Origin of the sequence: Citrobacter sp. RHBSTW-00570 (assembly GCF_013739755.1) — a bacterium.
In the GTDB taxonomy this organism is placed as follows: domain Bacteria; phylum Pseudomonadota; class Gammaproteobacteria; order Enterobacterales; family Enterobacteriaceae; genus Citrobacter; species Citrobacter braakii.
Genome location: NZ_CP056399.1, coordinates 4,708,842 through 4,733,130, shown reverse-complemented (window position 1 = coordinate 4,733,130; position 24,289 = coordinate 4,708,842). Strand labels below are relative to the sequence as shown.

Here is a 24,289-nt window from a genome sequence, read left to right as displayed (position 1 = left end):
TTGTAACGAAGGGAGAAGGGCATGGCGAGCGTACAGCTGCGAAATGTAACGAAAGCCTGGGGTGACGTGGTGGTATCGAAAGATATCAATCTCGACATTCACGAAGGGGAATTCGTGGTGTTTGTCGGACCGTCAGGCTGCGGTAAGTCGACCTTGCTGCGTATGATCGCCGGACTTGAAACCATCACCAGTGGCGACCTGTTTATCGGGGAGACCCGGATGAACGACATTCCCCCCGCCGAACGCGGCGTGGGCATGGTCTTTCAGTCCTACGCGTTGTATCCCCATTTATCCGTCGCAGAAAACATGTCGTTTGGCCTCAAACTGGCTGGCGCAAAAAAAGAGGTGATGAATCAGCGCGTGAATCAGGTCGCGGAAGTTCTGCAACTGGCGCACCTGCTGGAGCGTAAACCGAAAGCGCTTTCCGGCGGACAACGTCAGCGTGTGGCGATTGGCCGAACGCTGGTTGCCGAGCCGCGCGTATTCCTGCTGGATGAACCGTTGTCGAACCTCGACGCCGCTCTGCGTGTGCAAATGCGTATTGAAATCTCCCGCCTGCATAAACGTCTGGGCCGCACGATGATTTACGTCACCCACGATCAGGTCGAAGCGATGACGCTGGCCGACAAAATTGTGGTGCTGGATGCTGGTCGCGTGGCGCAGGTCGGCAAACCGCTGGAGCTATACCACTATCCGGCTGACCGCTTTGTGGCGGGCTTTATTGGTTCGCCGAAGATGAACTTCCTGCCGGTGAAAGTCACCGGGACGGCCATCGATCAGGTGCAGGTTGAACTGCCCAACCGCCAGCAAATATGGCTACCAGTGGACAGCCATGCGGTACAGGTTGGTGCCAACATGTCTTTAGGTATCCGCCCGGAACATCTGCTGCCCAGCGATATCGCCGATGTCACCCTCGAAGGTGAAGTGCAGGTGGTCGAGCAGCTTGGTCACGAAACTCAAATTCATATCCAGATCCCCGCCATCCGTCAAAACCTGGTTTACCGCCAGAACGACGTGGTGTTGGTAGAAGAGGGTGCCACATTCGCCATCGGCCTGCCGCCAGAGCGTTGCCATCTGTTCCGTGAGGATGGCACTGCATGTCGTCGGTTGCATCAAGAGCCGGGCGTTTAAGGTCCCCATAAAAAACGAAACGCAAAGCCATTCGAAGCTACATCGAGGCGGCAAGTAAATGAATCCCCGGGAGTGTACAAAGAGTACGCGACTGGGGTGAAAGAACGCAGCCAACAAAGAGGCAGCCCGAAGGGGGACGCGTTTAAAGAAAAGCAATGATCTCAGGAGATAGAACGATGATTACTCTGCGCAAACTCCCTCTGGCGGTTGCTGTAGCAGCAGGCATTATGTCTGTTCAGGCAATGGCTGTAGATTTCCACGGTTACGCTCGTTCCGGTATTGGCTGGACAGGGAGTGGCGGTGAACAACAGTGTTTCCAGGCAACCGGTGCACAAAGTAAATACCGTCTCGGTAACGAATGTGAAACCTATGCGGAAATCAAATTAGGTCAGGAAGTGTGGAAAGAAGGCGATAAGAGCTTCTACTTCGACACCAACGTTGCTTACTCCGTCGCACAGCAGAATGACTGGGAAGGCACAGACCCGGCATTCCGTGAAGCAAACGTGCAGGGTAAAAACCTGATCGAATGGCTGCCAGGCTCCACTATCTGGGCCGGTAAGCGCTTCTACCAGCGTCATGACGTACACATGATCGACTTCTACTACTGGGATATTTCAGGTCCTGGCGCCGGTATTGAAAACATCGATCTGGGCTTCGGTAAACTGTCTTTGGCAGCGAGCCGTTCACAGGAAGCGGGTGGTTCATACGCTTTCAGCAGCCAGAATATCTATGATCGTACCAAAGACACCGCGAACGATGTATTTGACGTTCGTTTAGCGCAGTTGGCAACTAACCCGGATGGGATGTTGGAACTGGGCGTTGACTATGGTCGCGCGAATACCACCGATGATTACAGGCTGGCGGACGGCGCATCTAAAGATGGTTGGATGTTCACCGCTGAACATACCCAGAGCATGCTGAAGGGCTACAACAAGTTTGTCGTTCAGTACGCTACAGATTCCATGACCACCCAGGGCAAAGGCCTGAATCAGGGTTCTTATGGTTCTTCTACCGGTGTTGATAACAACGGTAACAACGTTGCCAATAACGTTATTAATAACAACGGTAGCCTGTTCCGCGTGCTGGACCACGGTGCAATCTCCCTGGGCGACAAGTGGGACCTGATGTACGTCGGTATGTACCAGAACCTCGACATGGATAACGACCTGGGGACCGAATGGTACACCGTCGGTATTCGCCCGATGTATAAATGGACGCCAATCATGAGCACTCTGCTGGAAGTCGGTTACGACAACGTCAAATCTCAGCAGACCAGCGATCGCAACAGCCAGTACAAAATCACCCTGGCCCAACAATGGCAGGCGGGTGACAGCATCTGGTCTCGTCCGGCAATCCGCGTCTTCGCAACCTATGCAAAATGGGATGAAGAGTGGGGTTACATCAAAAATGGTAACGACGTAACCAAATTCGCAGCGGCAACGAACTCTGGCCTCAGCACAACCAGCCGTGGCGACAGCGATGAGTGGTCCTTCGGTGCCCAGATGGAAATCTGGTGGTAATTCAGCACTAACCTGACGTAAAGACCGAAAGAGGGGCGCAAGCCCCTCTTGATTACGGTTTAGCGCGCTATTGCCTGGCCACCGCTGAACCCATGCTATCTGAGGTGATAACAATGAAAATGAAGAAAAGTCTCGTTGCCCTTTGTTTATCTGCAGGGTTATTTGCCAGCGCACCTGGCATCAGCCTGGCCGATGTGAATATTGTTCCGCAGAACACCACCGCGGCCCCATCTATTCCCACTGCGGCGCTGCAGCAGTTAACCTGGACGCCTGTTGATCAATCCAAAACCCAGTCTTCGCCGCTTGCGACAGCGGGTCAGCGTCTGGATGTCGCCGGTATTACTGGCCCGGTCGCTGCGTATAGCGTCCCGGCGAATATTGGCGAGCTCACCCTGACGCTGTCCAGTGAAGTGAATAAACAAACCAGCGTATTTGCGCCAAACGTATTAATTCTTGACCAAAACATGACGCCATCTGCGTTCTTCCCCAGCAGCTATTTTACCTACCAGGAGCCCGGCGTGATGAGTGCCGATCGTCTGGAAGGGGTAATGCGTCTGACGCCAGCGCTGGGTCAGCAAAAACTCTATGTTTTGGTCTTTACCACTGATAAAGATCTCCAGCAGACCACAACCCTGCTTGACCCGGCAAAAGCCTATGCCAAGGGCGTAGGTAACGCTATTCCGGATATTCCAGACCCGATCGCCCGTCATACCACCGACGGTTTACTGAAACTGAAAGTCAAAACCAGCTCCTCCTCCAGTGTTCTGGTCGGGCCGCTGTTTGGCTCATCCGGCCCTGGTCCTGTCACGGTGGGCAATACCGCCGCGCCTGCGGTGACCTATGCGGCACCGGCAGCAGCCGTTGCTGCTCCAGCGCCACAACCGGTGAAGAAAAGTGAGCCGATGCTGAACGACACGGAAAGTTATTTTAACCAGGGCATTAAGGATGCTGTTGCGAAAGGCGATGTCGATAAAGCGTTGAAGCTGCTTGATGAAGCTGAGCGTCTGGGATCCAAATCTGCCCGATCCACCTTTATCAGCAGTGTAAAAGGCAAGGGGTAAACATCGCCCCGCATTGTTGATTTTGCAACAACTGGTGCGTCTCCTGGCGCACCTTTTTTTATCCTTCGGTGCTAATTGTTACACTTATGTTGCTCTGGCGATCACTTAATTGTGTTTGCTCACCCCGTAATGCATTTTCTGCGATACAATGCCTTCAAGTTATAAATCGGAGAGTAAGGCATGCCACACCCTGCGTTAACGCAACTGCGTGCGCTGCGTTATTTTGATGCGATCCCGGCGCTGGACGCCCAACTGCTCGACTGGTTGTTACTGGAAGATTCCATGACTAAACGTTTTGAGCAGCAGGGAAAACAGGTCACCGTAACGTTGATTCGCGAAGCATTCGTTGGGCAAAATGAGGTGCCTGAAGAGCTGCCGCTGCTGCCTAAAGAGTCCCGTTATTGGTTACGTGAGATCCTGTTATGCGCGGATGGTGAACCCTGGCTTGCCGGGCGGACCGTGGTGCCTGAATCAACCTTGTGCGGCCCTGAGCTGGCCTTACAAAATCTGGGGAAAACCCCGCTCGGACGCTACCTGTTTACATCATCGACATTGACCCGAGATTTTATTGAGATTGGCCGCGATGCAGCGCTGTGGGGGCGCCGTTCCCGCCTGCGGCTGAGCGGTAAGCCGCTGATGCTTACCGAGCTTTTTCTACCTGCATCGCCGTTGTACTGAGAGGAAGATAAAGATGGAGTGGAGTCTGACGCAGAATAAGCTGCTGGCATTTCACCGCTTGATGCGTACGGATAAGCCAATCGGTGCCTTACTGCTGCTCTGGCCTACGCTGTGGGCATTGTGGGTGGCAACCCCAGGCATGCCGCAATTGTGGATCCTGGCGGTTTTTGTTGCTGGCGTTTGGTTAATGCGCGCTGCCGGCTGCGTGGTGAATGATTATGCCGACAGGAAATTTGACGGACACGTTAAACGCACCGCAAATCGACCGTTGCCGAGCGGGGCCGTCACTGAAAAAGAGGCCCGAACGCTGTTCGTCGTATTGGTACTGCTGGCCTTCCTGCTGGTTTTGACGCTCAACACGATGACCATTTTGTTGTCCGTTGCGGCGTTAGCGCTGGCGTGGGTTTACCCGTTCATGAAACGCTATACGCACCTGCCGCAGGTGGTGCTGGGGGCGGCGTTTGGCTGGTCGATCCCGATGGCGTTCGCCGCCGTAAGCGAGTCCGTACCGCTGAGCTGCTGGCTGATGTTCCTCGCCAATATTCTCTGGGCGGTGGCCTACGACACGCAGTATGCGATGGTTGACCGCGATGATGACCTGAAGATCGGCATTAAATCGACCGCGATTCTGTTCGGTCAAAACGACAAGCTGATCATTGGTATCCTGCAGGTGGGCGTACTGGTGCTGATGGCGCTGGTGGGTTGGCTAAATGGGCTGGAACTGGGTTATTACTGGTCTCTGCTGGTGGCTGGCGCGCTATTTGTATATCAGCAGAAACTGATCGTCAATCGCGAGCGTGATGCCTGTTTTAAAGCGTTTATGAACAATAACTACGTCGGTCTGGTGCTGTTCTTAGGGCTGGCGATGAGCTACTGGCAGCCTTAATTGCTTGTACTCACCATCATTTATGCTGCAAAAGCAGCGAAGAAGAGCCAACGTTGTAAAGAGATCTTGGCTCTTCTTTGCTTCTAATGATACCTTTCTCGTGATAGCTATCTTTTACTCACTATAAAACGTCATTTTTTTTGTCAATCAGCTTTACAGAGCTGAAATTTATTATTCATTAAATTTATATATTATTTAAATGTTTTATGATTATACATATTATTAATTTATTTAATTTTGATAAATAAATCAATAATCCGTTTTTTCAATGAGTTTGCATGTGATGAAAAACGGTGTTTATCACTATACTTTAAGAATTTGTTTATGTTTCTATTTGTTTCATTTTGTGTGTGTATGTATGTAGGTTGACTGAATTCTTTATTAAATTTATCTAATTTAATAAAGTAAATCCTTAATGGTAAGTTTTTATCTGTAATAAGGACTAGAGAGAAATATTACACTCAAATAGTTTTATTCATTCTTATCTAAGAATCACCTCTAATGATATTAAATTATCAGTTGGAGGGTGGCTAGGTATTATTATTGTAAAGGATTATATAAAATGTTCAAAAAAACACTATTAGCTGTAATCGCTGCTTCTGCTTTTTCTGGCGCTGTTTTCAATGCCTCTGCTGCTGACCAGGGCCACGGGAAAATTACGTTCCAGGGCATCGTTATTACCGCGCCTTGCTCTATCGTTCCAGGCGATGAAGATCAGACAATTAATCTGGGCCAGGTCGCTGATAAAGTCCTGAATGGCGATAGCAAATCAAGACCGGTTGACGTCAATATCCGTCTGCAAGATTGTGTTCTGACGACGGGTGGCACAACTATCGATAAAGTAAAAGTGACTTTCTCATCTGCTAATGCGGATAGCAGCACTAACCTGCTGAAAAACACTGAAGACGGTCTCTACGGCTCAGCGACGGGCGTGGGCGTTCGTCTCCTGACCCAGAGTGGTGCAAACGTAGTAATGGGCACTGAACAGCTCGTGAATTTGGTTGCGGACAACTCTAATCAGGTTCTGACTTTCAAAGCCCGTATGGAAGCTGTGGCAACGCCGGGTGCTGTAACCCCGGGTAACGTTAAATCCGACGTCAATTACGTTCTGGCTTACAACTAATCGCTTCGCGATTGATTATTCTGTAGTCAAAGTCGGTGAGGGAATCACCGACTTTTCAATGTTTTATTAAAAGAAACGAATTTTATGGAAAATAAAAAAAAGGTCGCTTTAAGCAAATTATTTGTTTTAATAAAACAGTCTCTGTACCCAGTGATCATCACTGCGGCAACACTTACACCTGCATGGGCGGTTCAGTTCAATACTGGTATGCTCGATCTTGAAGATAAAGAAAATATTGACCTCAGCCAATTTGAAAAAAAAGGATTTATTCCGGCGGGGCAATATATTGCCAATGTTGATATCAATAAACGACGCTTCCCGAATACATGGTCATTTGAGTGGATCAAAGCCGATAACGAAAGTGGTTCGCTTCTTTGTCTGACCAATGAAGACTTAACAGCGTTTGGTTTCGCGGATGAATTCATCCAGCAGTTGCACCCCATCAACCCACAGGGGTGTTTAGATGTCGTCAACAAACCTGAACTTGTCGTCAGACTGGACAAAGCCGATATGGTCGTCACCCTTATTGCGCCCCAGGCGTGGATGAAATATCAGGCCAAAAACTGGACGCCACCGGAGTTTTGGGATGATGGTATTGCCGGACTCATACTGGATTACAACGTGTATGCCAGTCAGTATGATCCTGATGAGGGTGATAAGAGCCAGAGTCTCAGCTCCTATGGCACGCTGGGTTTTAACCTTGGCGCATGGCGTTTGCGCTCGGATTATCAGTACGACAAATCGTACGTAGATGGTCATTCAACCAGCAGCAATAGCGGAATGGATCGTACCTATCTGTTTCGTCCCATTCCCTCTATTGCCTCGAAACTGACTCTGGGTCAGTACGATCTGAATTCAGATTTATACGATACGTTCCATTTTACCGGTGCGTCGCTGGAAAGTGACGACAATATGCTGCCGCCTGACTTGCAGGGATACGCGCCGCAAATTACCGGTATTGCGCAGACTAACGCTAAAATTACCGTCACCCAGAACGGACGAATGGTTTACCAAACGACGGTTTCCCCAGGGCCGTTTAATATCACGGATATCGGTGATACTTTCCAGGGGCAGCTTGATGTGACCGTGGAAGAAGAGGATGGACGCAAAAATACCTTCCAGGTCGGCGCATCTTCAATCCCTTTCCTGACCCGTAAAGGTCAGGTACGTTACAAAGCTTCAACCGGTAAACCTACCTCTGTGGGTCATACCGATGTAAATAACCCCATGTTCTGGACCGGCGAATTTTCCTGGGGATGGGCGGGGAATACCTCACTTTATGGCGGGGCGTTACTGACAGCTGACGACTACCAGGCCGCCACCGCAGGTATGGGTTTTAACCTGAACAGCTTTGGCTCTCTCTCATTTGATGTGACGCGGGCGCAGGCAAATTTGCGCACCGGGAATAAGCAGGATGACGAGAAACAGCGTGGCTATAGCTACCGTATGAACTATGCCAAACGGTTTGAATCGACTGGCAGTCAAGTGACGTTTGCAGGCTATCGTTTCTCCGACAAAGAATACGTTACCATGAGTGAATACCTCACGGCACGAAGCGGTGACAACTCGAATTACAACGAGAAAGAGAGCTATGTCCTTTCTTTTAACCAGTATATTGATGCGTTAGCGGTTAATACCTATCTCAACCTGTCACGAAATACGTATTGGGATGAGTCTGCCAGCACTAACTATACGCTGTCTGTTAGCCGAAATTTTGATATTGGCAGCTTCAGGGGGATCTCCTCCTCAATGTCGATCGGTCGTTCGGAATGGGATGGCACAGAACAAACGCAATATTATCTGACGTTCTCAGTTCCACTGGAGCAAAACAAAAGACTTTCCTGGAGTATGCAGAAAAATGGTAGCGGCGGTATGTCCCATACGGCTTCTTACTATGATTCTTCCGACCTCAACAATTCATGGAACATTTCGGCAGCGGGCGACGAAAGTGATTTCCGCAAGGCAGAGCCTACCCTCCGTGCGGGCTACCAGCACTACTCGCCTTATGGACGTTTAAACGTAAACGGCAGCGTTCAGCCCAACGCTTATAACTCCATTATGGCGGGCTGGAACGGATCGTTCACTTCTACGCGTCATGGAATGGCGCTTCATGATAACAGCAACGGCAATAATGCCCGCATGATGGTCGACAGCGATGGTATTAGCGGTGTTCCGTTAAGTGATAAACGCACTGTGACCAACATGATGGGTATTGCTGTTACCAACTCGGTCAGTAATTACATGACTTCCTCTGTTCGTGTGGACAGCGATAAATTACCGGATGGCGTAGATATCAATAATTCAGTCATTAGCACGACGCTCACCGAAGGGGCAATTGGCTATGCGAAGCTGAATGCAACAAAAGGTAATCAGATATTCGGTGTTATCAGACAGGAAGATGGCCGCTATCCACCGCTGGGTGTGACCATCGTGGATATTACCAGCGGTAAAGATGTCGGTCTGGTTGCTGATGAGGGTTATGCCTATCTCAGTGGGCTTCAGGAAGACAGTAAATTACGTCTTCAGTGGGGAGATAATACCTGTGAAATCACGCCTCCAGACGAAAGTAATACTAGCGGTCAGGTACTAATTTTACCGTGTAAAAAAGTAAATTAATTCAGGATGAATAAAATGAAACCCACATACATTGTTAAAGGACTAATCGGTTTATTAAGCGTTTGCTCTGTTGCAAATGCCGCGGTCTCTCCGGACAGAACGCGCATTATCTTTAATGAGACGGATAAAAGCGTCTCTATCAGATTAACCAACCAGAGCAAAGCCTTGCCTTATTTGGCTCAGTCGTGGGTTGAAGATAAAGACAGTAAAAAAACGCGGCAGTTTATCTCACCTTTGCCGCCTCTGCTGCGTATTGAAGCCAATGAACAAAGCCAGGTGCGTCTGATGGGGCAACCCGCGTTGAAGCAACTCCCGGCAGACAGAGAATCCCTCTTTTACTACAACATACGAGAAATTCCGCCGCGTACAGAACAACAAAACGTCATGCAAATGGCCATGCAGAGTCGGCTGAAATTATTCTGGCGTCCCAAAGCTATCGTTCTGAAAGAGGGTCAGGCGGTACCCATGGAAAAGGTGGACGTCTCGCGCACGGTATCGGGAATTACCGTTAAAAATGGTACGCCTTACCACATGACCATCGGTTATATCGGTGTTGATGGTAAAACGCTTTTGCCGGGAACAAAGAGTTTTATGGTTAGTCCTTTTGATCAGGCCACTTCAGAGATCAAAAATCTGCCCGCTAAATTCCAGATTGGTTATATCGGTGACTATGGCGGTTTAAACATGTTTAGCGTGAACTGTACAGCGGTGCAACCTGTTTGTCATAGCGAACCCGTGCAGAGGGGGAAATAATGAAAACGATGATTAAGCTGTTTTGTGCATTGCTTTTCCTTGCCTCATCATCATCATGGGCGGTTGATTGCTATCAGGGGCAACGTGGCGGAAATACAAGCGCCACGGTTCGTTTGAATCCATTTAAAGTGCCTTCAAATGCAATACCGGGTAGTAAAATATGGGAAAGTTCGGACATCAACGTCACCGTGTATTGCGATAATTCGGTGGGGTGGACGGAGAATGATCCGACGGAAGAACTGTTCGCTTGGGTTAAATTATCAGCGAAAAATGACATGTCCGCCTTAGAGAGTGACTATTTTATCGTTGGCGTAAACTATAACGGTCAGGATTACGATGGGGTTGATGTACCAGTTCCCACCAATGCTTGTCTGGATAAAATCAGCCTCGAGAACGGTTATGTTGAATATCATTGGCCGTCTGCGTGTCCTGGTGCTGGGGGGGCCCCAGTGCAAAATACTACTTTTAACGCTCGCTTTCGTTTGTATGTGAAGTTAAAAGCCTTTCCTGCTGACCCTGATGCTGTCTATAACTTCGGCGCTATTAATGTGTTGCAGTTTGATGGTGATGGCGGTGCGAATTTACAGTCCAATGCGAAAAACTTTAATTTCAATATCACTGGGTTGGATAACATTGAGTTCCTTGACTGTAATGTCGATATCAAAGTTTTCCCGGAAAGCCAAATCGTCGATTTCGGGGCATTTACAATGGATGATTCTACTGTGGTCGAAAGGCCATTTTCGGTTTCAACGATCAGGGATGCGACTGCAGAATGCTCAGAAAAGTTTGATGTTACCCTAAGTTTCAATACTGACGATCTCTATGGCACGAGCCACGCGGATATGAAGAATGGTTTATTAATGCAAATAAGGGATGAAACTGAAGGAGAAGACCTTGAGTTGAATCGCTATTATCCCTTTGCGACTTACAATCCAGGTGATGCAAGTACGGTGACCCATAACTATAAAGCGAAGCTAACGAAAAATCCGCAGAGAGAGGTTGAATTCGGTCCTTTCAGCAAGGATTTGATCCTCAAGCTCAACTATGAGTAGCCAGAGCTAAAAAAGCGGGCCACATTATGTGGCCCGCTTTTTGTTTAGATGCTCGTTATACTTCAAACCATATCTGCCGCATATTTATTCGTCCTGAGCTGCGCTTTCAATGGTCAGACGCACATCTGACGTGACCAGTTCGGCCAACATCTGATAGATCTTCATCGTCTCTTCCGGTTCGGCATCTCCGGTATCGCTGATGAATCCCTCGTCACGCAGCGTCAGCACCAGAGAGCTGAACACGGCTTTATCGAAGAATTCCGGCGCGTTAATGCCGTGCAGTACGGAGAGGCGTTGCGCCACGGTGCGGCTCTCTTTCTCCAGCGTGCCACGGTTGATAGACGGGTTCGCGCTCAGCAGCCAGAAGGTAATGGCGTAGCGTTGCAACGTCTCGCGAGCACCCGCCGCCAACAGCTGTAGCGTACGGGAGCGGGCCGGATTGATATGCAGTTCGTCATCGTTCAGGGCGATCAGTCCCTGGCGCTGCATTTCGCTGGCCAGTTCGTCAATCACTCCGGCGAGTTCATCACGCTCCCAACGTAAGAACAGCTCTGCTTTCAGCATCGGGTACAGCGCATCAATATGCTGCTGTAGCGCGGCGCGAGAAATACGACGATGCTGAGTCACAATGGCTGCCATTAACGAAGGCAGAACCAGCATATGCGCAATGTTGTTGCGGTAATACGTCATCAATACCGCCTGCTCGCGCGGCAGAATGATGATGTCACCGATGGTGTCTTTCTCGACCTCAAACTTATTCATCTGTAAGGCATGGTCGATCAATTCACTGGCGCTCTGCGCAGGAACCGTAGCATCCGCCGCGTACGGCACGTTGCGCAGCAGACTCAGATAGCAGTCGAGCTGTTCAGTCAGTTGCTCACGGGTCAGAGAGCGCTGGCGGGAGGCCAACAGCGCGGTACAGCACAGGTTCATGGCATTGGCCGCGCCTGCATTGTTAATGCGTACCATCAGATCGGCGGCAATGTTATTCACCGTCGGCGTCAGCCAGGCTGGGCGGATGGACTCGATAGGATCGATCGATTCACGCCACTCCGGTACATGCTGGTTGAGGTAAGTCATCAATGGCATCGGTTCGCCAAAGTTGACATAACCCTGACCCAGATTACGCAGCTTGCTCAAGCCACGCAGCATTTGCGGCAGACTCTCTTTCTCTTTCGTCGCGCCACGCAGCTCTTTCGCGTACGTGCCTACTTCCATTACGTGCTCGTAGCCGATGTAGATGGGTACGAGGGTAATCGGACGCGTACCGCCGCGCAGCATCGCCTGAATGGTCATCGACAGCGTGCCGGTTTTCGGGTCGAGCAGACGCCCGGTACGTGAACGGCCTCCTTCGACAAAGTATTCAACCGAGTAGCCGCGGCTGAACAGCTCGCCCAGGTATTCGCGGAAAACGGTGGAATAGAGCTTGTTGCCCTTGAAGGTACGACGAATAAAGAACGCGCCCAGACGACGGAAAATCGGACCTGCTGGCCAGAAGTTCAGGTTGATACCGGCAGCGATGTGCGGCGGAACCAGCCCCTGGTGGTACAGAACGTACGACAGCAGCATATAGTCCATATGGCTGCGGTGGCACGGAACATAGACGATTTCGTGCCCATCGTGCGCCAACTGACGTACACGCTCCGCATTGTGAACGTTAATCCCCTGATACAGACGGTTCCAGGTAAAGCCCAGAATACGGTCTGTCAGACGAATCATCTCGTAGGAGAAGTTGGCGGCAATCTCTTCCATCAGCGCAATGGCATTTTGCTGCGCTTTTTCATGGGAAATTTTTTTACTGCGCGCTTCATCTTCTACCGCGCGAGCGATAGCTTTTGAGGCCAGCAGCTTATTAAACAGGTCCTGGCGGGCAGGGAGGCGCGGGCCGACTGCGGCCAGACGCTGACGAGCAAAGTGCATGCGCGCCACGCGAGCCAGCTTCTGAGCGATGATTTTATCCGTACCGTGTTCGTCCGCCATGCGACGCAGGGAGACCGACGGGGAGAAGCGGACAAAACTGTCGCGACCCAGCCAGGACACAGCAAAGAATTTCTGTACGCCGTTCAGCATGCGCAGCGGCGGATTGACCTCGCCTTTTTCACGCCCAGGCGCGCGGCCAAACATCACCGAAACTGGCACCATTTGCACATCCAGGTCTGGATTGCTGCGGTGCAAGTCGAGATAGTTATGGAACAGCTTAATGGACTCTTCTTTCGGCGTGTAATAGGTGAACACGCGCGGGCCACCGTGAATAAACACGTAGCGCGGCAGCAGAGTTCCGTCTATCTCCAGCGGTTCCAGGGGATCCGGGAGATCGTGCACCAGACATTGGGCACGCAGCGTCAGCAAGTCTGCTTTTGAATTGTACGGTAGGACGTACATAATGGGACGCGAAGTATCGAGCCCCAATTCCGGGGCAGGTTCTGCCGGAATAGACTTGCTTTTTACCAGGACGCTTAATGGTAAATTCAGTAATTTGTAGTAAATTCGTGGCCAGCCGGACATAAACGATGTAAAGCCTCTGGTTAATAATGCAAATGCGCTGCAAGGATATCAGAAAGTTTAGTGAATTTCTGGTGTATCCGGTCATACTTCGCGCTGCTTTGCCACACCCTGAAACAAACGGGGTAACGTTACAATGACATTGACGCTAATAATGTAAAAAGGTTCTTTTTGATGGCCAATAATACCACTGGATTCACCCGAATTATCAAAGCTGCAGGCTATTCCTGGAAAGGTTTTCGCGCCGCATGGATCAATGAGGCGGCATTCCGCCAGGAAAGCGTTGCCGTACTGTTGGGCGTAGCCATCGCCTGCTGGCTGGACGTTGACGCCATTACCCGCGTGCTGTTGATTGGTTCCGTGATGCTGGTGATGATCGTTGAAATCCTCAACAGTGCGATTGAGGCGGTGGTTGACCGTATTGGCTCTGAGTATCACGAACTTTCCGGTCGGGCGAAAGATATGGGCTCGGCGGCGGTATTGCTGTCTATTTTTGTCGCTCTGATCACCTGGGGCATCCTGTTGTGGTCGCATTTGCGATAAAGATTCCACAACTGCATAAATCTCCTGTTTTTTGTGCAGTTTGCGGTTCCAAAATCACCTTTAGCTGTATATACTCACAGCATAACTGTATATACACCCAGGGGGCGGAATGAAAGCGTTAACGGCCAGGCAGCAAGAGGTGTTTGATCTCATTAGGGATCACATCAGCCAGACAGGTATGCCACCGACGCGTGCGGAGATCGCGCAGCGTTTGGGGTTCCGTTCCCCAAACGCCGCTGAAGAACACCTGAAAGCGCTTGCGCGTAAAGGCGTACTTGAAATTGTATCCGGCGCATCGCGCGGTATTCGACTGCTGCAGGAAGAAGAAGAAGGGTTACCGCTTGTCGGACGCGTAGCGGCAGGCGAGCCACTGCTGGCGCAGCAGCACATCGAAGGCCATTATCAGGTCGATCCTTCACTGTTCAAACCGAACGCCGATTTTCTGCTGCGCGTCAGCGGTATGTCGATGAAAGACATCGGTATTATGGACGGTGATTTACTGGCTGTGCATAAAACTCAGGATGTGCGTAACGGTCAGGTTGTTGTTGCCCGTATCGACGACGAAGTCACCGTTAAGCGCCTGAAAAAGCAGGGCAACAAGGTTGAACTCCTGCCAGAAAACAGCGAATTTAAACCTATTGTTGTCGACCTGCGCGAGCAAAACTTCACTATTGAAGGATTGGCGGTAGGCGTCATTCGTAACGGTGAATGGCTGTAATTTTCTGTTGATTCCCTGTAGCCCGGGTAAGACGTTTACGTCGCTATCCGGCAACTTGCCCGGTGGCGCTATGCTTACCGGGCCTACACAGCATCTTTTTTCAGTACATCTAACTTCTTCTCAGGCTCTCCTGTATGCCTTTCTTTACCTCTTCTGATAAAGCACTCTGGCACCTCGCCTTACCGATGATCTTCTCCAATATCACCGTTCCCCTGTTGGGACTGGTGGATACCGCGGTGATTGGTCATCTGGATAGTCCGGTCTATCTTGGCGGCGTTGCTGTTGGCGCCACGGCGACCAGCTTTCTCTTTATGCTGCTACTTTTTTTGCGCATGAGTACCACCGGCCTTACCGCGCAGGCATTTGGCGCGAAAAATCCGCAGGCGCTGGCGCGCGCGTTGGTGCAGCCGCTATTGCTGGCGCTGGGGGCGGGGCTGCTTATCGCACTGTTTCGGACGCCGATTATCGAGCTGGCTCTGCATATTGTCGGCGGAAGTGAGGCGGTACTGGAGCAGGCCCGACGCTTCCTGGAAATCCGCTGGTTAAGCGCACCTGCGTCGCTGGCGAATCTGGTGCTGCTCGGCTGGTTGCTTGGCGTTCAGTATGCGCGCGCGCCAGTTATCCTGTTGATTGTCGGCAATATTCTCAACATTGTGCTCGATTTATGGCTGGTAATGGGCCTGCATATGAACGTGCAGGGAGCGGCGTTAGCGACGGTGATTGCCGAATATGCCACGCTGCTGATTGGCCTGATGATGGTACGCAAAGTCCTGCATATGCGTGGAATTTCGCTGGCAATGTTGAAGCTGGCGTGGCGTGGCAACTTCCGTCGTTTGCTGGCGCTCAACCGCGACATCATGCTGCGTTCTCTGCTGCTACAGCTCTGCTTTGGGGCCATTACGGTTCTTGGCGCGCGTTTGGGAGGCGATATCATCGCGGTTAACGCCGTTCTGATGACTCTGCTGACGTTTACCGCCTACGCGCTGGATGGATTTGCCTATGCTGTGGAAGCGCATTCGGGTCAGGCCTATGGGGCGAGGGATGGCAGCCAGTTGCTTGATGTCTGGCGGGCGGCCTGTCGACAGTCCGGTATTGTGGCTATTCTGTTTTCGCTGGTTTATGCCCTGTTTGGCGAGCAGATCGTTGCGCTGCTGACCTCGCTGCCGCAAATCCAACTTTTGGCCGATCGCTATCTTTTCTGGCAGGTGGTTTTGCCGCTAGTGGGAGTGTGGTGTTATCTGCTCGACGGTATGTTTATTGGCGCGACACGGGCTGCAGAAATGCGCAACAGTATGGCCGTTGCCGCAGCAGGATTCGCATTAACGCTACTGGCTTTACCGTTGCTGGGAAATCATGGTTTGTGGCTGGCGTTAACCGTTTTTCTCGCGCTGCGTGGGCTTTCCCTGGCCTTTATCTGGCGGCGTCACTGGCGTAATGGAACCTGGTTTGCCTGAGCGGATGGTTAAAAATTCCGAATAGTAAATAAAACCCAGAATCCCTGACTACACTTATTCTCACGTCCAGCAAAAACAGCATGTGTCTGGACATGGCACTCTCGCTATTCACAACCTAACGATGAGGACTTGATGATGAATAAAGACGAAGTCGGCGGTAACTGGAAGCAGTTTAAAGGTAAAGTGAAAGAGCAATGGGGCAAACTGACCGATGATGATATGACGGTCATTGAAGGTAAACGTGACCAACTGGTCGGTAAAGTCCAGGAGCGTTACGGTTACGCGAAAGATCAGGCGGAGAAAGAAGTGACCGATTGGGAAAAACGTAATGATTACCGCTGGTAATTAACCCTTCCCTCCTGAGAGTACAAGGATGTACGCTCTCCCACCCGCTTAACGCCCAACTTTCTTCTTCACCTGAATCGTATGGTCATGCTGGCATTCGCCAGGGTGACGACATGACTCAACCTCCACACAGGCCGGGCACAGTCCATGGGCTTCAATAACGTTATGTCGCAGGGCAAAGCCCATTTTTGCTGCCAGCGTATGCATGATGTCTTCCACGCCTTCCGCGCACTCTTCTTTTACCACACCACAGCGGTCGCAAATGAACATTGCGGAACTGTGAGTTGGCTGATCGAACAGATGGCAAAGCACATAGCTGTTGGTGGATTCCACCTTGTGCACAAACCCTTGTTCCAGCAGAAAATCGAGCGCACGATACACGGTCGGCGGCTTGGCCTGCGGCTCGGTTTCCCGCAACAGGTCGAGTAGGTCGTAAGCGCTGATTGCGCCTTCCTGCAGGCTCATCAGGCGCAGCACTTCGAGGCGTTGTGGCGTAAGCCGTACGTTGCGTTGCGCACAGAGTTTTTCAGCTTGAGCCAATAACTCCTGCGTGGTGGTTTTGTCCATTTGGCGCCTCGATTTGCGTGCAAGGTTAATCCCTTACTTTAACATGTTCTGTTTAAAACACCGAGATCCACCACGGTGTGCTATACCTGACCCATCGCAATACTGGAAAATAATCATGAAAAGACCCGATTGTATTCGTCACTGGCGTGAAGTTGAGGGGGCTGATGACTCCACCTATCCCGATAGCGATGAGCTGTTTTCCATAGGTGCGCCGCTTGCCCGCAAGCTGGGGTTAGGGCGACTCGGCATTCATCATGAGCGCCTGCCGCCGGGCCGACGCACCTCGTATCCGCACGCTGAAAGTGATGAGGAAGAGTTTATCTATGTGCTGGAAGGATATCCTGAAGCCTGGATTAACGGTTATTTATGGAAGCTGGAACCGGGCGACAGCGTCGGTTTCCCGGCGGGCACCGGCGTGTGTCACACCTTTATCAATAACACCAGTGAAGAGGTACGTCTGCTGGTCGTGGGTGAGGCGAACAAAAAATACAATCGTATTTATTATCCGCTTAATCCGGTTTATGCCGCCACACGTGAGGATCGTTGGGTCGACCATCCGCCGCAGTTTTTTGGATCTCACGACGGAAAACCGGGGCGTAAATAGCGCTTGTCGGGGAGCAGGGAGGGGGAACTGCGAGGATGTGGCTCACTATCGTAACGGTCTATGCTATAGTAGCGCCCCTTTTTTAACCGGATGCTTGAATATTCGCCATGCTGCCTGAATCTCAGTCTACCGCTTTTCCCGCCCATCGTTTTTCTATCGCGCCGATGCTCGACTGGACGGACAGACATTGCCGCTACTTTTTGCGCTTACTGTCCAGCCAGACGCTGCTCTACACGGAGATGGTAACCACCGGCGCGATCATTCATGGTAAAGGCGATTATCTGGCGTATAGCGAAGAAGAACATCCGGTCGCTTTGCAACTGGGCGGGAGCGATCCGGCTGCGCTGGCGCAGTGCGCAAAGCTTGCTGAACAACGGGGCTATGACGAAATTAACCTCAACGTGGGTTGCCCTTCCGATCGTGTACAGAATGGAATGTTTGGTGCCTGTCTGATGGGGAATGCGCAACTGGTCGCTGATTGCGTCAAAGCGATGCGCGATGTGGTATCGATTCCGGTAACGGTGAAAACCCGTATCGGTATTGATGACCAGGACAGCTACGAATTCCTGTGCGATTTCATCAACACGGTCTCCGGTAATGGTGAATGTGAGATGTTTATCATCCACGCCCGTAAGGCCTGGCTGTCTGGGCTAAGCCCGAAAGAAAACCGCGAAATCCCACCGCTGGATTATGACCGTGTTTATCAGCTAAAGCGCGATTTTCCGCATCTGACAATGTCGATCAACGGTGGCATAAAATCGCTGGAAGAAGCGAAAATCCATCTGCAACATATGGATGGCGTGATGGTGGGGCGCGAAGCTTATCAAAACCCAGGCATTCTGGCGTCCGTTGACCGCGAGATTTTTGCTGTCACCAGCGAAGATGCCGATCCGGTCGCCGTAGTGCGTGCGATGTATCCGTATATTGAGCGTGAACTGAGTAAAGGAACCTATTTGGGGCATGTCACGCGCCATATGCTGGGACTGTTTCAGGGGATTCCAGGGGCACGGCAGTGGCGTCGCTATCTGAGCGAAAATGCGCATAAAGCCGGGGCAGATATTGAGGTTCTGGAACATGCGCTGAAGCTGGTGGCAGACAAACGTTAAGTTTTCGCCAAAAGTTAGTGAATTTCACCACGCCCTGCGCTTCGTCGCGGGGCGTTTGCTTTATAAATCAATATATTAATTTTGGCATGTTTCTTGTAAAGCTGTGGAGAGTATTTCATTTCGGGAGAGAGCCATGCTGGAACTACTTTTTGTGATTGGATTTTTTATCATGCTGATGGTCACCGGCGTATCTTTGCTGGGAGTGCTGGCCGCATTGGTGGTAGCCACTGTGGTGATGTTTTTGGGCGGACTATTTGCGTTGATGATTAAACTGTTGCCCTGGCTGTTATTGGCCGTTGCCGTGGTGTGGGTTATCAAGGCGATAAAAGCGCCAAAAGTCCCACAGTATCAGCGCAATAACCGCCGATTTTACTAAGGTATTGAGCGGTGTGTCACAACCTGCAACATTGCCTTTAGAAGCAAATAGGAATTGATTATCAAATCTGTCACTATTGCCAGGTTAACGAATTCATCGAGCTGTACCCTACATACAGCCGAACTAAAAAAAGAAAGGGCTTCCTACGGGAAGCCCTAATTCTTTCTTCCCCCTTCATAATTCAAACCGCAGGTTTGTTGGCGGCTTGAATTATTTAACGGAAATGAGGGCGTTACGGGATCAGCAAACTCGACCCCTGTGTGGCCCGGCTTTCCAGCACTTCATGAGCACGCTGCGCGTCGTGCAGTGCGAACGTCTGGCCCGGTGCGACATCCACTTTGATCACTCCGCTGGCAATCAGCGAGAAAAGCTCATTGCTGGCTTCGGTTAATTCATGGTGGTTGGTGATGTAACCCTGGAGTGAAGGGCGAGTCACGTACAGCGAACCTTTCTGATTCAGAATGCCTAAGTTAACGCCAGTCACCGGTCCGGAAGCATTACCAAAGCTGACCATGAGCCCCCGGCGCTGCAGGCAATCCAGTGAGGCTTCCCAGGTATCTTTCCCCACCGAGTCATACACCACCCGCACTTTTTTACCGCCAGTGATCTCTTTTACACGTTCTACAATGCTCTCTTCACGATAGTTAATGACCTGCCATGCGCCGGCCTGCAGCGCAATTTGCGCTTTTTGCGCATTACCGACGGTGCCAATCAGCTTCGCACCCAATGCTTTTGCCCACTGGCAGGCAATCATACCGACGCCGCCTGCTGCCGCATGGAATAAAAATGGTTCATCGGGCTGAATTTCATAGGTCTTACGCAACAGATAAAAAACGGTGAGCCCTTTAAGAAATGAGGCTGCAGCTTGTTCAAACGAGATAGCGTTGGGCAAAATAGCGGTTTTATCAGCCGGGACGTTATGCACTGAGCTGTAGGCGCCCAGGGGAGACTGAGCGTAAACCACGCGATCGCCGGCTTTAATGTGCGTCACTTTGCTACCGACTTTACTGACCACGCCTGCGGCTTCGGTACCCAGACCGCTGGGCAGAGAAGGCGGTGGATAAAGACCACTGCGGATATAGGTGTCGATATAGTTGATCCCAATCGCTTTGTTCTCGACCTGGATTTCATTTTCCGCCGGGTCTACAGGCGTAAACTCCACAGCCTTGAGTACATCAGGGCCACCATGCTTGTGAAATTCAATACGTGTTGCCATGCTTCCTCCAAAAGAAATGTGGTAATCTTTCGACCCAATCATTATCTCGGTAACTCCATTCACTATGGCAGGAAATAAACCCTTCAACAAACAACAGACTGATGCTCGTGAGCGCGATCCCCAGGTCGCCGGGCTGAAAGTACCGCCGCACTCGATTGAAGCGGAACAGTCGGTGTTGGGCGGTTTAATGCTGGATAACGAGCGCTGGGACGATGTGGCTGAGCGTGTGGTGGCGGAAGATTTTTATACCCGACCGCACCGGCACATCTTCACCGAAATGCATCGCCTGCAGGAGATGGGAAAACCCATCGATCTGATCACGCTTGCAGAATCGCTGGAAGTTCAGGGGCAACTGGACAGCGTCGGCGGTTTTGCTTACCTGGCTGAGTTGTCTAAAAATACGCCAAGTGCGGCGAACATTAGTGCCTATGCGGATATTGTCCGCGAACGTGCCGTTGTTCGTGACATGATTTCGGTGGCGAACGAGATCGCGGAAGCCGGGTTTGATCCGCAAGGCCGTTCCAGTGAAGATCTGCTGGACCTCGCGGAATCCCGCGTCTTTAAAATTGCTGAAAGTCGCGCCAATAAAGACGAAGGTCCGAAAAATATTACCGATGTGCTCGACGCTACCGTCGCGCGTATCGAACAGCTGTTCCAGCAGCCCCACGATGGTGTCACCGGGGTCAACACCGGTTATGACGACCTCAATAAAAAGACTGCTGGTTTGCAGCCGTCAGACTTAATTATCGTCGCCGCGCGTCCGTCGATGGGTAAAACGACATTTGCAATGAACCTCGTCGAAAATGCGGCGATGTTGCAAGATAAGCCGGTTCTTATCTTTAGTCTTGAAATGCCCTCAGAACAGATCATGATGCGTTCCCTGGCCTCACTCTCACGTGTAGACCAAACCAAAATCCGTACCGGTCAACTGGATGATGAAGACTGGGCGCGAATTTCCGGAACAATGGGTATTTTGCTGGAGAAACGAAACATCTATATTGATGACTCCTCCGGCCTGACGCCAACGGAAGTGCGCTCACGTGCCCGTCGTATCGCCCGCGAACACGGTGGTATCGGACTTATCATGATCGACTACCTGCAGCTGATGCGCGTGCCGTCGCTCTCCGACAATCGTACGCTGGAAATTGCTGAAATTTCCCGCTCGCTGAAAGCGTTAGCGAAAGAACTGCATGTGCCGGTGGTGGCGCTGTCGCAGCTTAACCGCTCTCTGGAACAACGCGCCGATAAGCGTCCGGTCAACTCGGATCTGCGTGAGTCCGGCTCCATCGAGCAGGATGCCGACTTAATCATGTTTATCTATCGTGATGAGGTTTATCACGAAAACAGCGACTTGAAAGGCATCGCCGAGATCATTATCGGTAAACAGCGTAACGGCCCGATCGGTACGGTGCGCCTGACGTTTAACGGTCAGTGGTCGCGCTTCGATAACTATGCTGGCCCGCAGTACGACGACGAATAACAACACTGAATCAGGTTACTCAAGCAAATACTTATCAAGGAATACAAATGCAAGCGGCAACTGTAGTCATTAACCGCCGCGCTCTGCGACACAACCTGCAACGTCTGCGTGAACTGGCTCCAGCCAGTAAACTGGTTGCGGTCGTGAAAGCGAACGCTTACGGCCATGGTCTGTTAGAGACCGCGCGAACGCTCCCCGATGCGGACGCTTTTGGTGTCGCTCGTCTTGAAGAAGCCCTGCGGTTGCGAGCGGGAGGGATCACGCAGCCCATCCTGCTGCTGGAAGGATTTTTTGATGCTTCCGATCTGCCGACTATCTCCGCGCAGCGTCTGCATACTGCCGTCCACAACCAGGAGCAGCTTGAAGCTCTGGAAGCCGCGGTACTGGCTGAACCGGTCACCGTCTGGATGAAGCTCGACACGGGAATGCACCGCCTGGGCGTGCGTCCTGAGCAGGCCCAGGCGTTTTATCAGCGCTTGACGCAATGTGAAAACGTGCGCCAGCCGGTCAATATCGTCAGCCACTTTGCGCGCGCGGACGAGCCTGAGTGCGGTGCGACCGAAAAGCAGCTCGATATCTTCAATAGCTTTTGCGCAGGTAAACCGGGTCAGCGTTCGATCGCCGCGTCGGGTGGTATTCTGCTGTGGCCGCAGTCTCACTTCGACTGGGCGCGTCCGGGGCTGATTCTGTATGGCGTATCGCCGTTGGAAAACCACTCTATCGGTGCCGATTTTGGCTGCCAGCCGGTGATGTCGCTCACTTCCAGCCTGATTGCGGTGCGTGAACACAAAGCGGGCGAGCCGGTTGGCTATGGTGGAACCTGGCTGAGCGAGCGCGACACGCGTCTTGGCGTGGTGGCGATGGGCTATGGTGATGGTTATCCGCGCGCAGCGCCGTCTGGGACACCGGTACTGGTCAATGGCCGTGAAGTGCCGATCGTCGGTCGCGTCGCGATGGATATGATTTGTGTCGATTTAGGTCCCGAGGCGCAGGATAAAGCCGGCGATTCGGTTATCCTGTGGGGTGAAGGTCTGCCCGTTGAACGCATTGCTGAAATGACGAAAGTAAGTGCTTACGAACTTATCACGCGCCTGACCTCAAGGGTGGCAATGAAGTATATCGATTAAGTTCATGATGTGCCGGATAAGGCGGTTACGCCGCCATCCGGCAATATTCCTCTCAACATCCTCTCGATCTTCTCCCGCTTCCGGTTTATTGTGTTCTTAACCCCTGCCTGTAAACCTGGAGAACCACACGTGTTTCAAAAAGTTGACGCCTACGCCGGCGACCCGATTTTATCGCTCATGGAGCGTTTCAAAGAAGATTCACGTAGCGACAAAGTGAACCTCAGCATCGGTCTGTACTACAACGAAGACGGCATTATTCCTCAGCTTAAAGCGGTGGCAGAAGCGGAAGCCCGACTGAATGCCAAACCGCATGGCGCTTCGCTGTATCTGCCGATGGAAGGCCTGAACACTTATCGTCATACTATTGCGCCGCTGTTGTTTGGCGCAGATCATCCGGTTCTCCAGCAGCAGCGCGTCGCAACGATTCAGACGCTGGGCGGCTCCGGTGCGCTAAAGGTTGGCGCAGACTTCCTGAAACGCTATTTCCCTGATTCTGGCGTGTGGGTCAGCGATCCGACCTGGGAAAACCACATCGCGATTTTTGAAGGTGCTGGATTCGAAGTAAGTACTTACCCCTGGTATGACGACACCACCAATGGCGTGCGTGTCAACGACCTGCTGGCCACGCTGAACACCTTACCGGCGCGCAGCATCGTACTGTTGCATCCATGCTGCCATAACCCGACGGGTGCGGATTTAACCCCCGCGCAGTGGGATGGTGTCATTGAGATCCTGAAAGCTCGCGATCTGATCCCGTTCCTGGATATTGCTTACCAGGGTTTCGGCGGTGGAATGGAAGACGATGCCTATGCGATCCGCGCCATTGCCAGCGCCGGATTGCCTGCACTGGTCAGCAATTCATTCTCGAAGATTTTCTCTTTGTACGGCGAGCGTGTCGGCGGACTTTCAGTGGTCTGTGAAGACGCTGATGCCGCCAGCCGCGTTCTGGGGCAGCTAAAAGCGACGGTGCGTCGTAACTATTCCAGCCCGCCAAACTTTGGTGCGCAGGTTGTGGCCGCAGTGTTGGGTGATGACGCGCTGAAAGCCAGCTGGCTGGCGGAAGTCGAAGAGATGCGTACCCGTATTCTGGCGATGCGCCAGGCGCTGGTTAACGTATTGAATGCGGAGATCCCTGGTCGTAACTTTGATTACCTGCTGCAACAGCGCGGGATGTTCAGCTATACCGGACTCAGCGCTGCTCAGGTCGATCGCCTGCGCGATGAGTTCGGTGTGTACCTGATAGCCAGTGGTCGTATGTGCGTGGCCGGGTTGAATCACGGTAACGTGCAACGCGTGGCGAAGGCATTTGCTGCCGTCATGTAACCGGGTTTTTAGGCCTGATAAGCGTCGCGCCATCAGGCATTGTATTGCCGGATGGCGGTGTAATCACCTTATCCGGCCTACTTTCTTTCACCGTGCTATTGGTCTGTT

The 24,289-nt window shown here is 51.6% G+C and carries 22 protein-coding genes; 19 read left to right on the top strand and 3 right to left on the bottom strand.

What is annotated here, in order from left to right; all coding sequences use genetic code 11:
• Nucleotides 1-21: 21 nt before the first annotated feature.
• From malK to HV237_RS22445, 9 genes are all read left to right on the top strand, one after another.
• Nucleotides 22-1,131, top strand: a complete 1,110-nt coding sequence (gene malK / locus HV237_RS22485) for a maltose/maltodextrin ABC transporter ATP-binding protein MalK (protein WP_016155343.1) — start codon at nucleotides 22-24, stop codon at nucleotides 1,129-1,131.
• A 176-nt stretch (nucleotides 1,132-1,307) separates the two neighbouring features.
• Nucleotides 1,308-2,651, top strand: coding sequence for a maltoporin (locus tag HV237_RS22480; protein WP_047357737.1), 1,344 nt, complete (start codon nucleotides 1,308-1,310; stop codon nucleotides 2,649-2,651).
• 113 nt (nucleotides 2,652-2,764) lie between these two features.
• Nucleotides 2,765-3,712 carry a maltose operon protein MalM gene (gene malM, locus HV237_RS22475; protein ID WP_016155345.1) on the top strand — a complete coding sequence of 316 codons (948 nt, stop codon included), beginning with the start codon at nucleotides 2,765-2,767 and terminating at the stop codon, nucleotides 3,710-3,712.
• Nucleotides 3,713-3,892: 180 nt separating this feature from the next.
• The gene (ubiC, locus tag HV237_RS22470; protein ID WP_016155346.1) at nucleotides 3,893-4,390 is read left to right on the top strand and encodes a chorismate lyase; all 498 of its coding nucleotides are present in this window, start codon (nucleotides 3,893-3,895) and stop codon (nucleotides 4,388-4,390) included.
• 13 nt (nucleotides 4,391-4,403) lie between these two features.
• Nucleotides 4,404-5,276, top strand: coding sequence for a 4-hydroxybenzoate octaprenyltransferase (ubiA, locus tag HV237_RS22465; protein ID WP_047357736.1), 873 nt, complete (start codon nucleotides 4,404-4,406; stop codon nucleotides 5,274-5,276).
• 562 nt (nucleotides 5,277-5,838) lie between these two features.
• A complete protein-coding gene (locus HV237_RS22460; protein ID WP_047357735.1) occupies nucleotides 5,839-6,399 on the top strand; it encodes a fimbrial-like protein in 561 nt (186 codons plus the stop codon).
• Between the two features lie 207 nt (nucleotides 6,400-6,606).
• The gene (locus tag HV237_RS22455; protein WP_223949843.1) at nucleotides 6,607-9,015 is read left to right on the top strand and encodes a fimbria/pilus outer membrane usher protein; all 2,409 of its coding nucleotides are present in this window, start codon (nucleotides 6,607-6,609) and stop codon (nucleotides 9,013-9,015) included.
• A gap of 15 nt (nucleotides 9,016-9,030) precedes the next feature.
• Nucleotides 9,031-9,768, top strand: coding sequence for a molecular chaperone (locus tag HV237_RS22450; protein WP_047357733.1), 738 nt, complete (start codon nucleotides 9,031-9,033; stop codon nucleotides 9,766-9,768).
• Entirely contained in the window at nucleotides 9,768-10,820 is a 1,053-nt protein-coding gene (locus tag HV237_RS22445; protein ID WP_046275044.1) for a hypothetical protein, read from the top strand. Before HV237_RS22450 ends, HV237_RS22445 begins: the two co-directional genes overlap by 1 nt.
• 84 nt (nucleotides 10,821-10,904) lie before the next feature.
• Here the strand turns inward: HV237_RS22445 and plsB are convergent, their stop codons facing one another.
• Nucleotides 10,905-13,325, bottom strand: a complete 2,421-nt coding sequence (plsB, locus tag HV237_RS22440; RefSeq protein ID WP_046275043.1) for a glycerol-3-phosphate 1-O-acyltransferase PlsB — start codon at nucleotides 13,323-13,325, stop codon at nucleotides 10,905-10,907.
• A gap of 171 nt (nucleotides 13,326-13,496) precedes the next feature.
• Between plsB and HV237_RS22435 the strand changes: the two genes are divergently transcribed.
• The 4 genes from HV237_RS22435 (at nucleotide 13,497) to HV237_RS22420 (ending at nucleotide 16,382) form a co-directional block, all read left to right on the top strand.
• Entirely contained in the window at nucleotides 13,497-13,865 is a 369-nt protein-coding gene (locus tag HV237_RS22435; protein ID WP_003826594.1) for a diacylglycerol kinase, read from the top strand.
• 109 nt (nucleotides 13,866-13,974) lie between these two features.
• A complete protein-coding gene (gene lexA, locus HV237_RS22430; protein ID WP_003826596.1) occupies nucleotides 13,975-14,583 on the top strand; it encodes a transcriptional repressor LexA in 609 nt (202 codons plus the stop codon).
• 134 nt (nucleotides 14,584-14,717) lie between these two features.
• Nucleotides 14,718-16,037 carry an MATE family efflux transporter DinF gene (gene dinF, locus HV237_RS22425; protein WP_047357732.1) on the top strand — a complete coding sequence of 440 codons (1,320 nt, stop codon included), beginning with the start codon at nucleotides 14,718-14,720 and terminating at the stop codon, nucleotides 16,035-16,037.
• A gap of 135 nt (nucleotides 16,038-16,172) precedes the next feature.
• On the top strand, nucleotides 16,173-16,382 hold the full coding sequence (locus HV237_RS22420; RefSeq protein WP_019077869.1) for a CsbD family protein: 210 nt from the start codon (nucleotides 16,173-16,175) through the stop codon (nucleotides 16,380-16,382).
• Nucleotides 16,383-16,430: 48 nt separating this feature from the next.
• Here HV237_RS22420 and zur read toward each other — a convergent pair whose 3' ends face one another.
• Nucleotides 16,431-16,949 carry a zinc uptake transcriptional repressor Zur gene (gene zur / locus HV237_RS22415; protein WP_003031709.1) on the bottom strand — a complete coding sequence of 173 codons (519 nt, stop codon included), beginning with the start codon at nucleotides 16,947-16,949 and terminating at the stop codon, nucleotides 16,431-16,433.
• A gap of 115 nt (nucleotides 16,950-17,064) precedes the next feature.
• On the opposite strand from zur, the gene HV237_RS22410 reads away from it, so the two are divergent.
• The 3 genes from HV237_RS22410 to pspG all read left to right on the top strand — a co-directional run bounded on the left by HV237_RS22410 (nucleotide 17,065) and on the right by pspG (nucleotide 19,035).
• The gene (locus HV237_RS22410) at nucleotides 17,065-17,553 is read left to right on the top strand and encodes a cupin domain-containing protein (RefSeq protein WP_016155350.1); all 489 of its coding nucleotides are present in this window, start codon (nucleotides 17,065-17,067) and stop codon (nucleotides 17,551-17,553) included.
• Nucleotides 17,554-17,660: 107 nt separating this feature from the next.
• Nucleotides 17,661-18,659, top strand: a complete 999-nt coding sequence (dusA, locus tag HV237_RS22405) for a tRNA dihydrouridine(20/20a) synthase DusA (RefSeq protein WP_016155444.1) — start codon at nucleotides 17,661-17,663, stop codon at nucleotides 18,657-18,659.
• Nucleotides 18,660-18,792: 133 nt separating this feature from the next.
• Nucleotides 18,793-19,035 (top strand): envelope stress response protein PspG, encoded by a 243-nt coding sequence (gene pspG, locus HV237_RS22400; RefSeq protein WP_016155352.1) that lies wholly within the window; start codon nucleotides 18,793-18,795, stop codon nucleotides 19,033-19,035.
• A 232-nt stretch (nucleotides 19,036-19,267) separates the two neighbouring features.
• Here pspG and HV237_RS22395 read toward each other — a convergent pair whose 3' ends face one another.
• Nucleotides 19,268-20,251 carry a quinone oxidoreductase gene (locus tag HV237_RS22395; RefSeq protein ID WP_016155445.1) on the bottom strand — a complete coding sequence of 328 codons (984 nt, stop codon included), beginning with the start codon at nucleotides 20,249-20,251 and terminating at the stop codon, nucleotides 19,268-19,270.
• Between the two features lie 64 nt (nucleotides 20,252-20,315).
• On the opposite strand from HV237_RS22395, the gene dnaB reads away from it, so the two are divergent.
• From dnaB to tyrB, 3 genes are all read left to right on the top strand, one after another.
• Nucleotides 20,316-21,731 (top strand): replicative DNA helicase, encoded by a 1,416-nt coding sequence (gene dnaB / locus HV237_RS22390; RefSeq protein WP_003826610.1) that lies wholly within the window; start codon nucleotides 20,316-20,318, stop codon nucleotides 21,729-21,731.
• A 47-nt stretch (nucleotides 21,732-21,778) separates the two neighbouring features.
• Nucleotides 21,779-22,858: an alanine racemase gene (gene alr, locus HV237_RS22385; RefSeq protein ID WP_047357731.1), complete on the top strand. Its 1,080-nt coding sequence runs from the start codon at nucleotides 21,779-21,781 to the stop codon at nucleotides 22,856-22,858.
• A 129-nt stretch (nucleotides 22,859-22,987) separates the two neighbouring features.
• Nucleotides 22,988-24,181, top strand: coding sequence for an aromatic amino acid transaminase (gene tyrB, locus HV237_RS22380; protein ID WP_047357730.1), 1,194 nt, complete (start codon nucleotides 22,988-22,990; stop codon nucleotides 24,179-24,181).
• Nucleotides 24,182-24,289: the final 108 nt, after the last annotated feature.

What these genes read in the sequence shown, in the direction of transcription:
- malK (WP_016155343.1), top strand. Translation starts at nt 22, where the DNA reads ATGGCGAGCGTACAGCTGCGAAATGTAACGAAAGCCTGGGGTGACGTG.
- HV237_RS22480 (WP_047357737.1), top strand. Translation starts at nt 1,308, where the DNA reads ATGATTACTCTGCGCAAACTCCCTCTGGCGGTTGCTGTAGCAGCAGGC.
- malM (WP_016155345.1), top strand. Translation starts at nt 2,765, where the DNA reads ATGAAAATGAAGAAAAGTCTCGTTGCCCTTTGTTTATCTGCAGGGTTA.
- ubiC (WP_016155346.1), top strand. Translation starts at nt 3,893, where the DNA reads ATGCCACACCCTGCGTTAACGCAACTGCGTGCGCTGCGTTATTTTGAT.
- ubiA (WP_047357736.1), top strand. Translation starts at nt 4,404, where the DNA reads ATGGAGTGGAGTCTGACGCAGAATAAGCTGCTGGCATTTCACCGCTTG.
- HV237_RS22460 (WP_047357735.1), top strand. Translation starts at nt 5,839, where the DNA reads ATGTTCAAAAAAACACTATTAGCTGTAATCGCTGCTTCTGCTTTTTCT.
- HV237_RS22455 (WP_223949843.1), top strand. Translation starts at nt 6,607, where the DNA reads ATGCTCGATCTTGAAGATAAAGAAAATATTGACCTCAGCCAATTTGAA.
- HV237_RS22450 (WP_047357733.1), top strand. Translation starts at nt 9,031, where the DNA reads ATGAAACCCACATACATTGTTAAAGGACTAATCGGTTTATTAAGCGTT.
- HV237_RS22445 (WP_046275044.1), top strand. Translation starts at nt 9,768, where the DNA reads ATGAAAACGATGATTAAGCTGTTTTGTGCATTGCTTTTCCTTGCCTCA.
- plsB (WP_046275043.1), bottom strand. Translation starts at nt 13,325, where the DNA reads ATGTCCGGCTGGCCACGAATTTACTACAAATTACTGAATTTACCATTA.
- HV237_RS22435 (WP_003826594.1), top strand. Translation starts at nt 13,497, where the DNA reads ATGGCCAATAATACCACTGGATTCACCCGAATTATCAAAGCTGCAGGC.
- lexA (WP_003826596.1), top strand. Translation starts at nt 13,975, where the DNA reads ATGAAAGCGTTAACGGCCAGGCAGCAAGAGGTGTTTGATCTCATTAGG.
- dinF (WP_047357732.1), top strand. Translation starts at nt 14,718, where the DNA reads ATGCCTTTCTTTACCTCTTCTGATAAAGCACTCTGGCACCTCGCCTTA.
- HV237_RS22420 (WP_019077869.1), top strand. Translation starts at nt 16,173, where the DNA reads ATGAATAAAGACGAAGTCGGCGGTAACTGGAAGCAGTTTAAAGGTAAA.
- zur (WP_003031709.1), bottom strand. Translation starts at nt 16,949, where the DNA reads ATGGACAAAACCACCACGCAGGAGTTATTGGCTCAAGCTGAAAAACTC.
- HV237_RS22410 (WP_016155350.1), top strand. Translation starts at nt 17,065, where the DNA reads ATGAAAAGACCCGATTGTATTCGTCACTGGCGTGAAGTTGAGGGGGCT.
- dusA (WP_016155444.1), top strand. Translation starts at nt 17,661, where the DNA reads ATGCTGCCTGAATCTCAGTCTACCGCTTTTCCCGCCCATCGTTTTTCT.
- pspG (WP_016155352.1), top strand. Translation starts at nt 18,793, where the DNA reads ATGCTGGAACTACTTTTTGTGATTGGATTTTTTATCATGCTGATGGTC.
- HV237_RS22395 (WP_016155445.1), bottom strand. Translation starts at nt 20,251, where the DNA reads ATGGCAACACGTATTGAATTTCACAAGCATGGTGGCCCTGATGTACTC.
- dnaB (WP_003826610.1), top strand. Translation starts at nt 20,316, where the DNA reads ATGGCAGGAAATAAACCCTTCAACAAACAACAGACTGATGCTCGTGAG.
- alr (WP_047357731.1), top strand. Translation starts at nt 21,779, where the DNA reads ATGCAAGCGGCAACTGTAGTCATTAACCGCCGCGCTCTGCGACACAAC.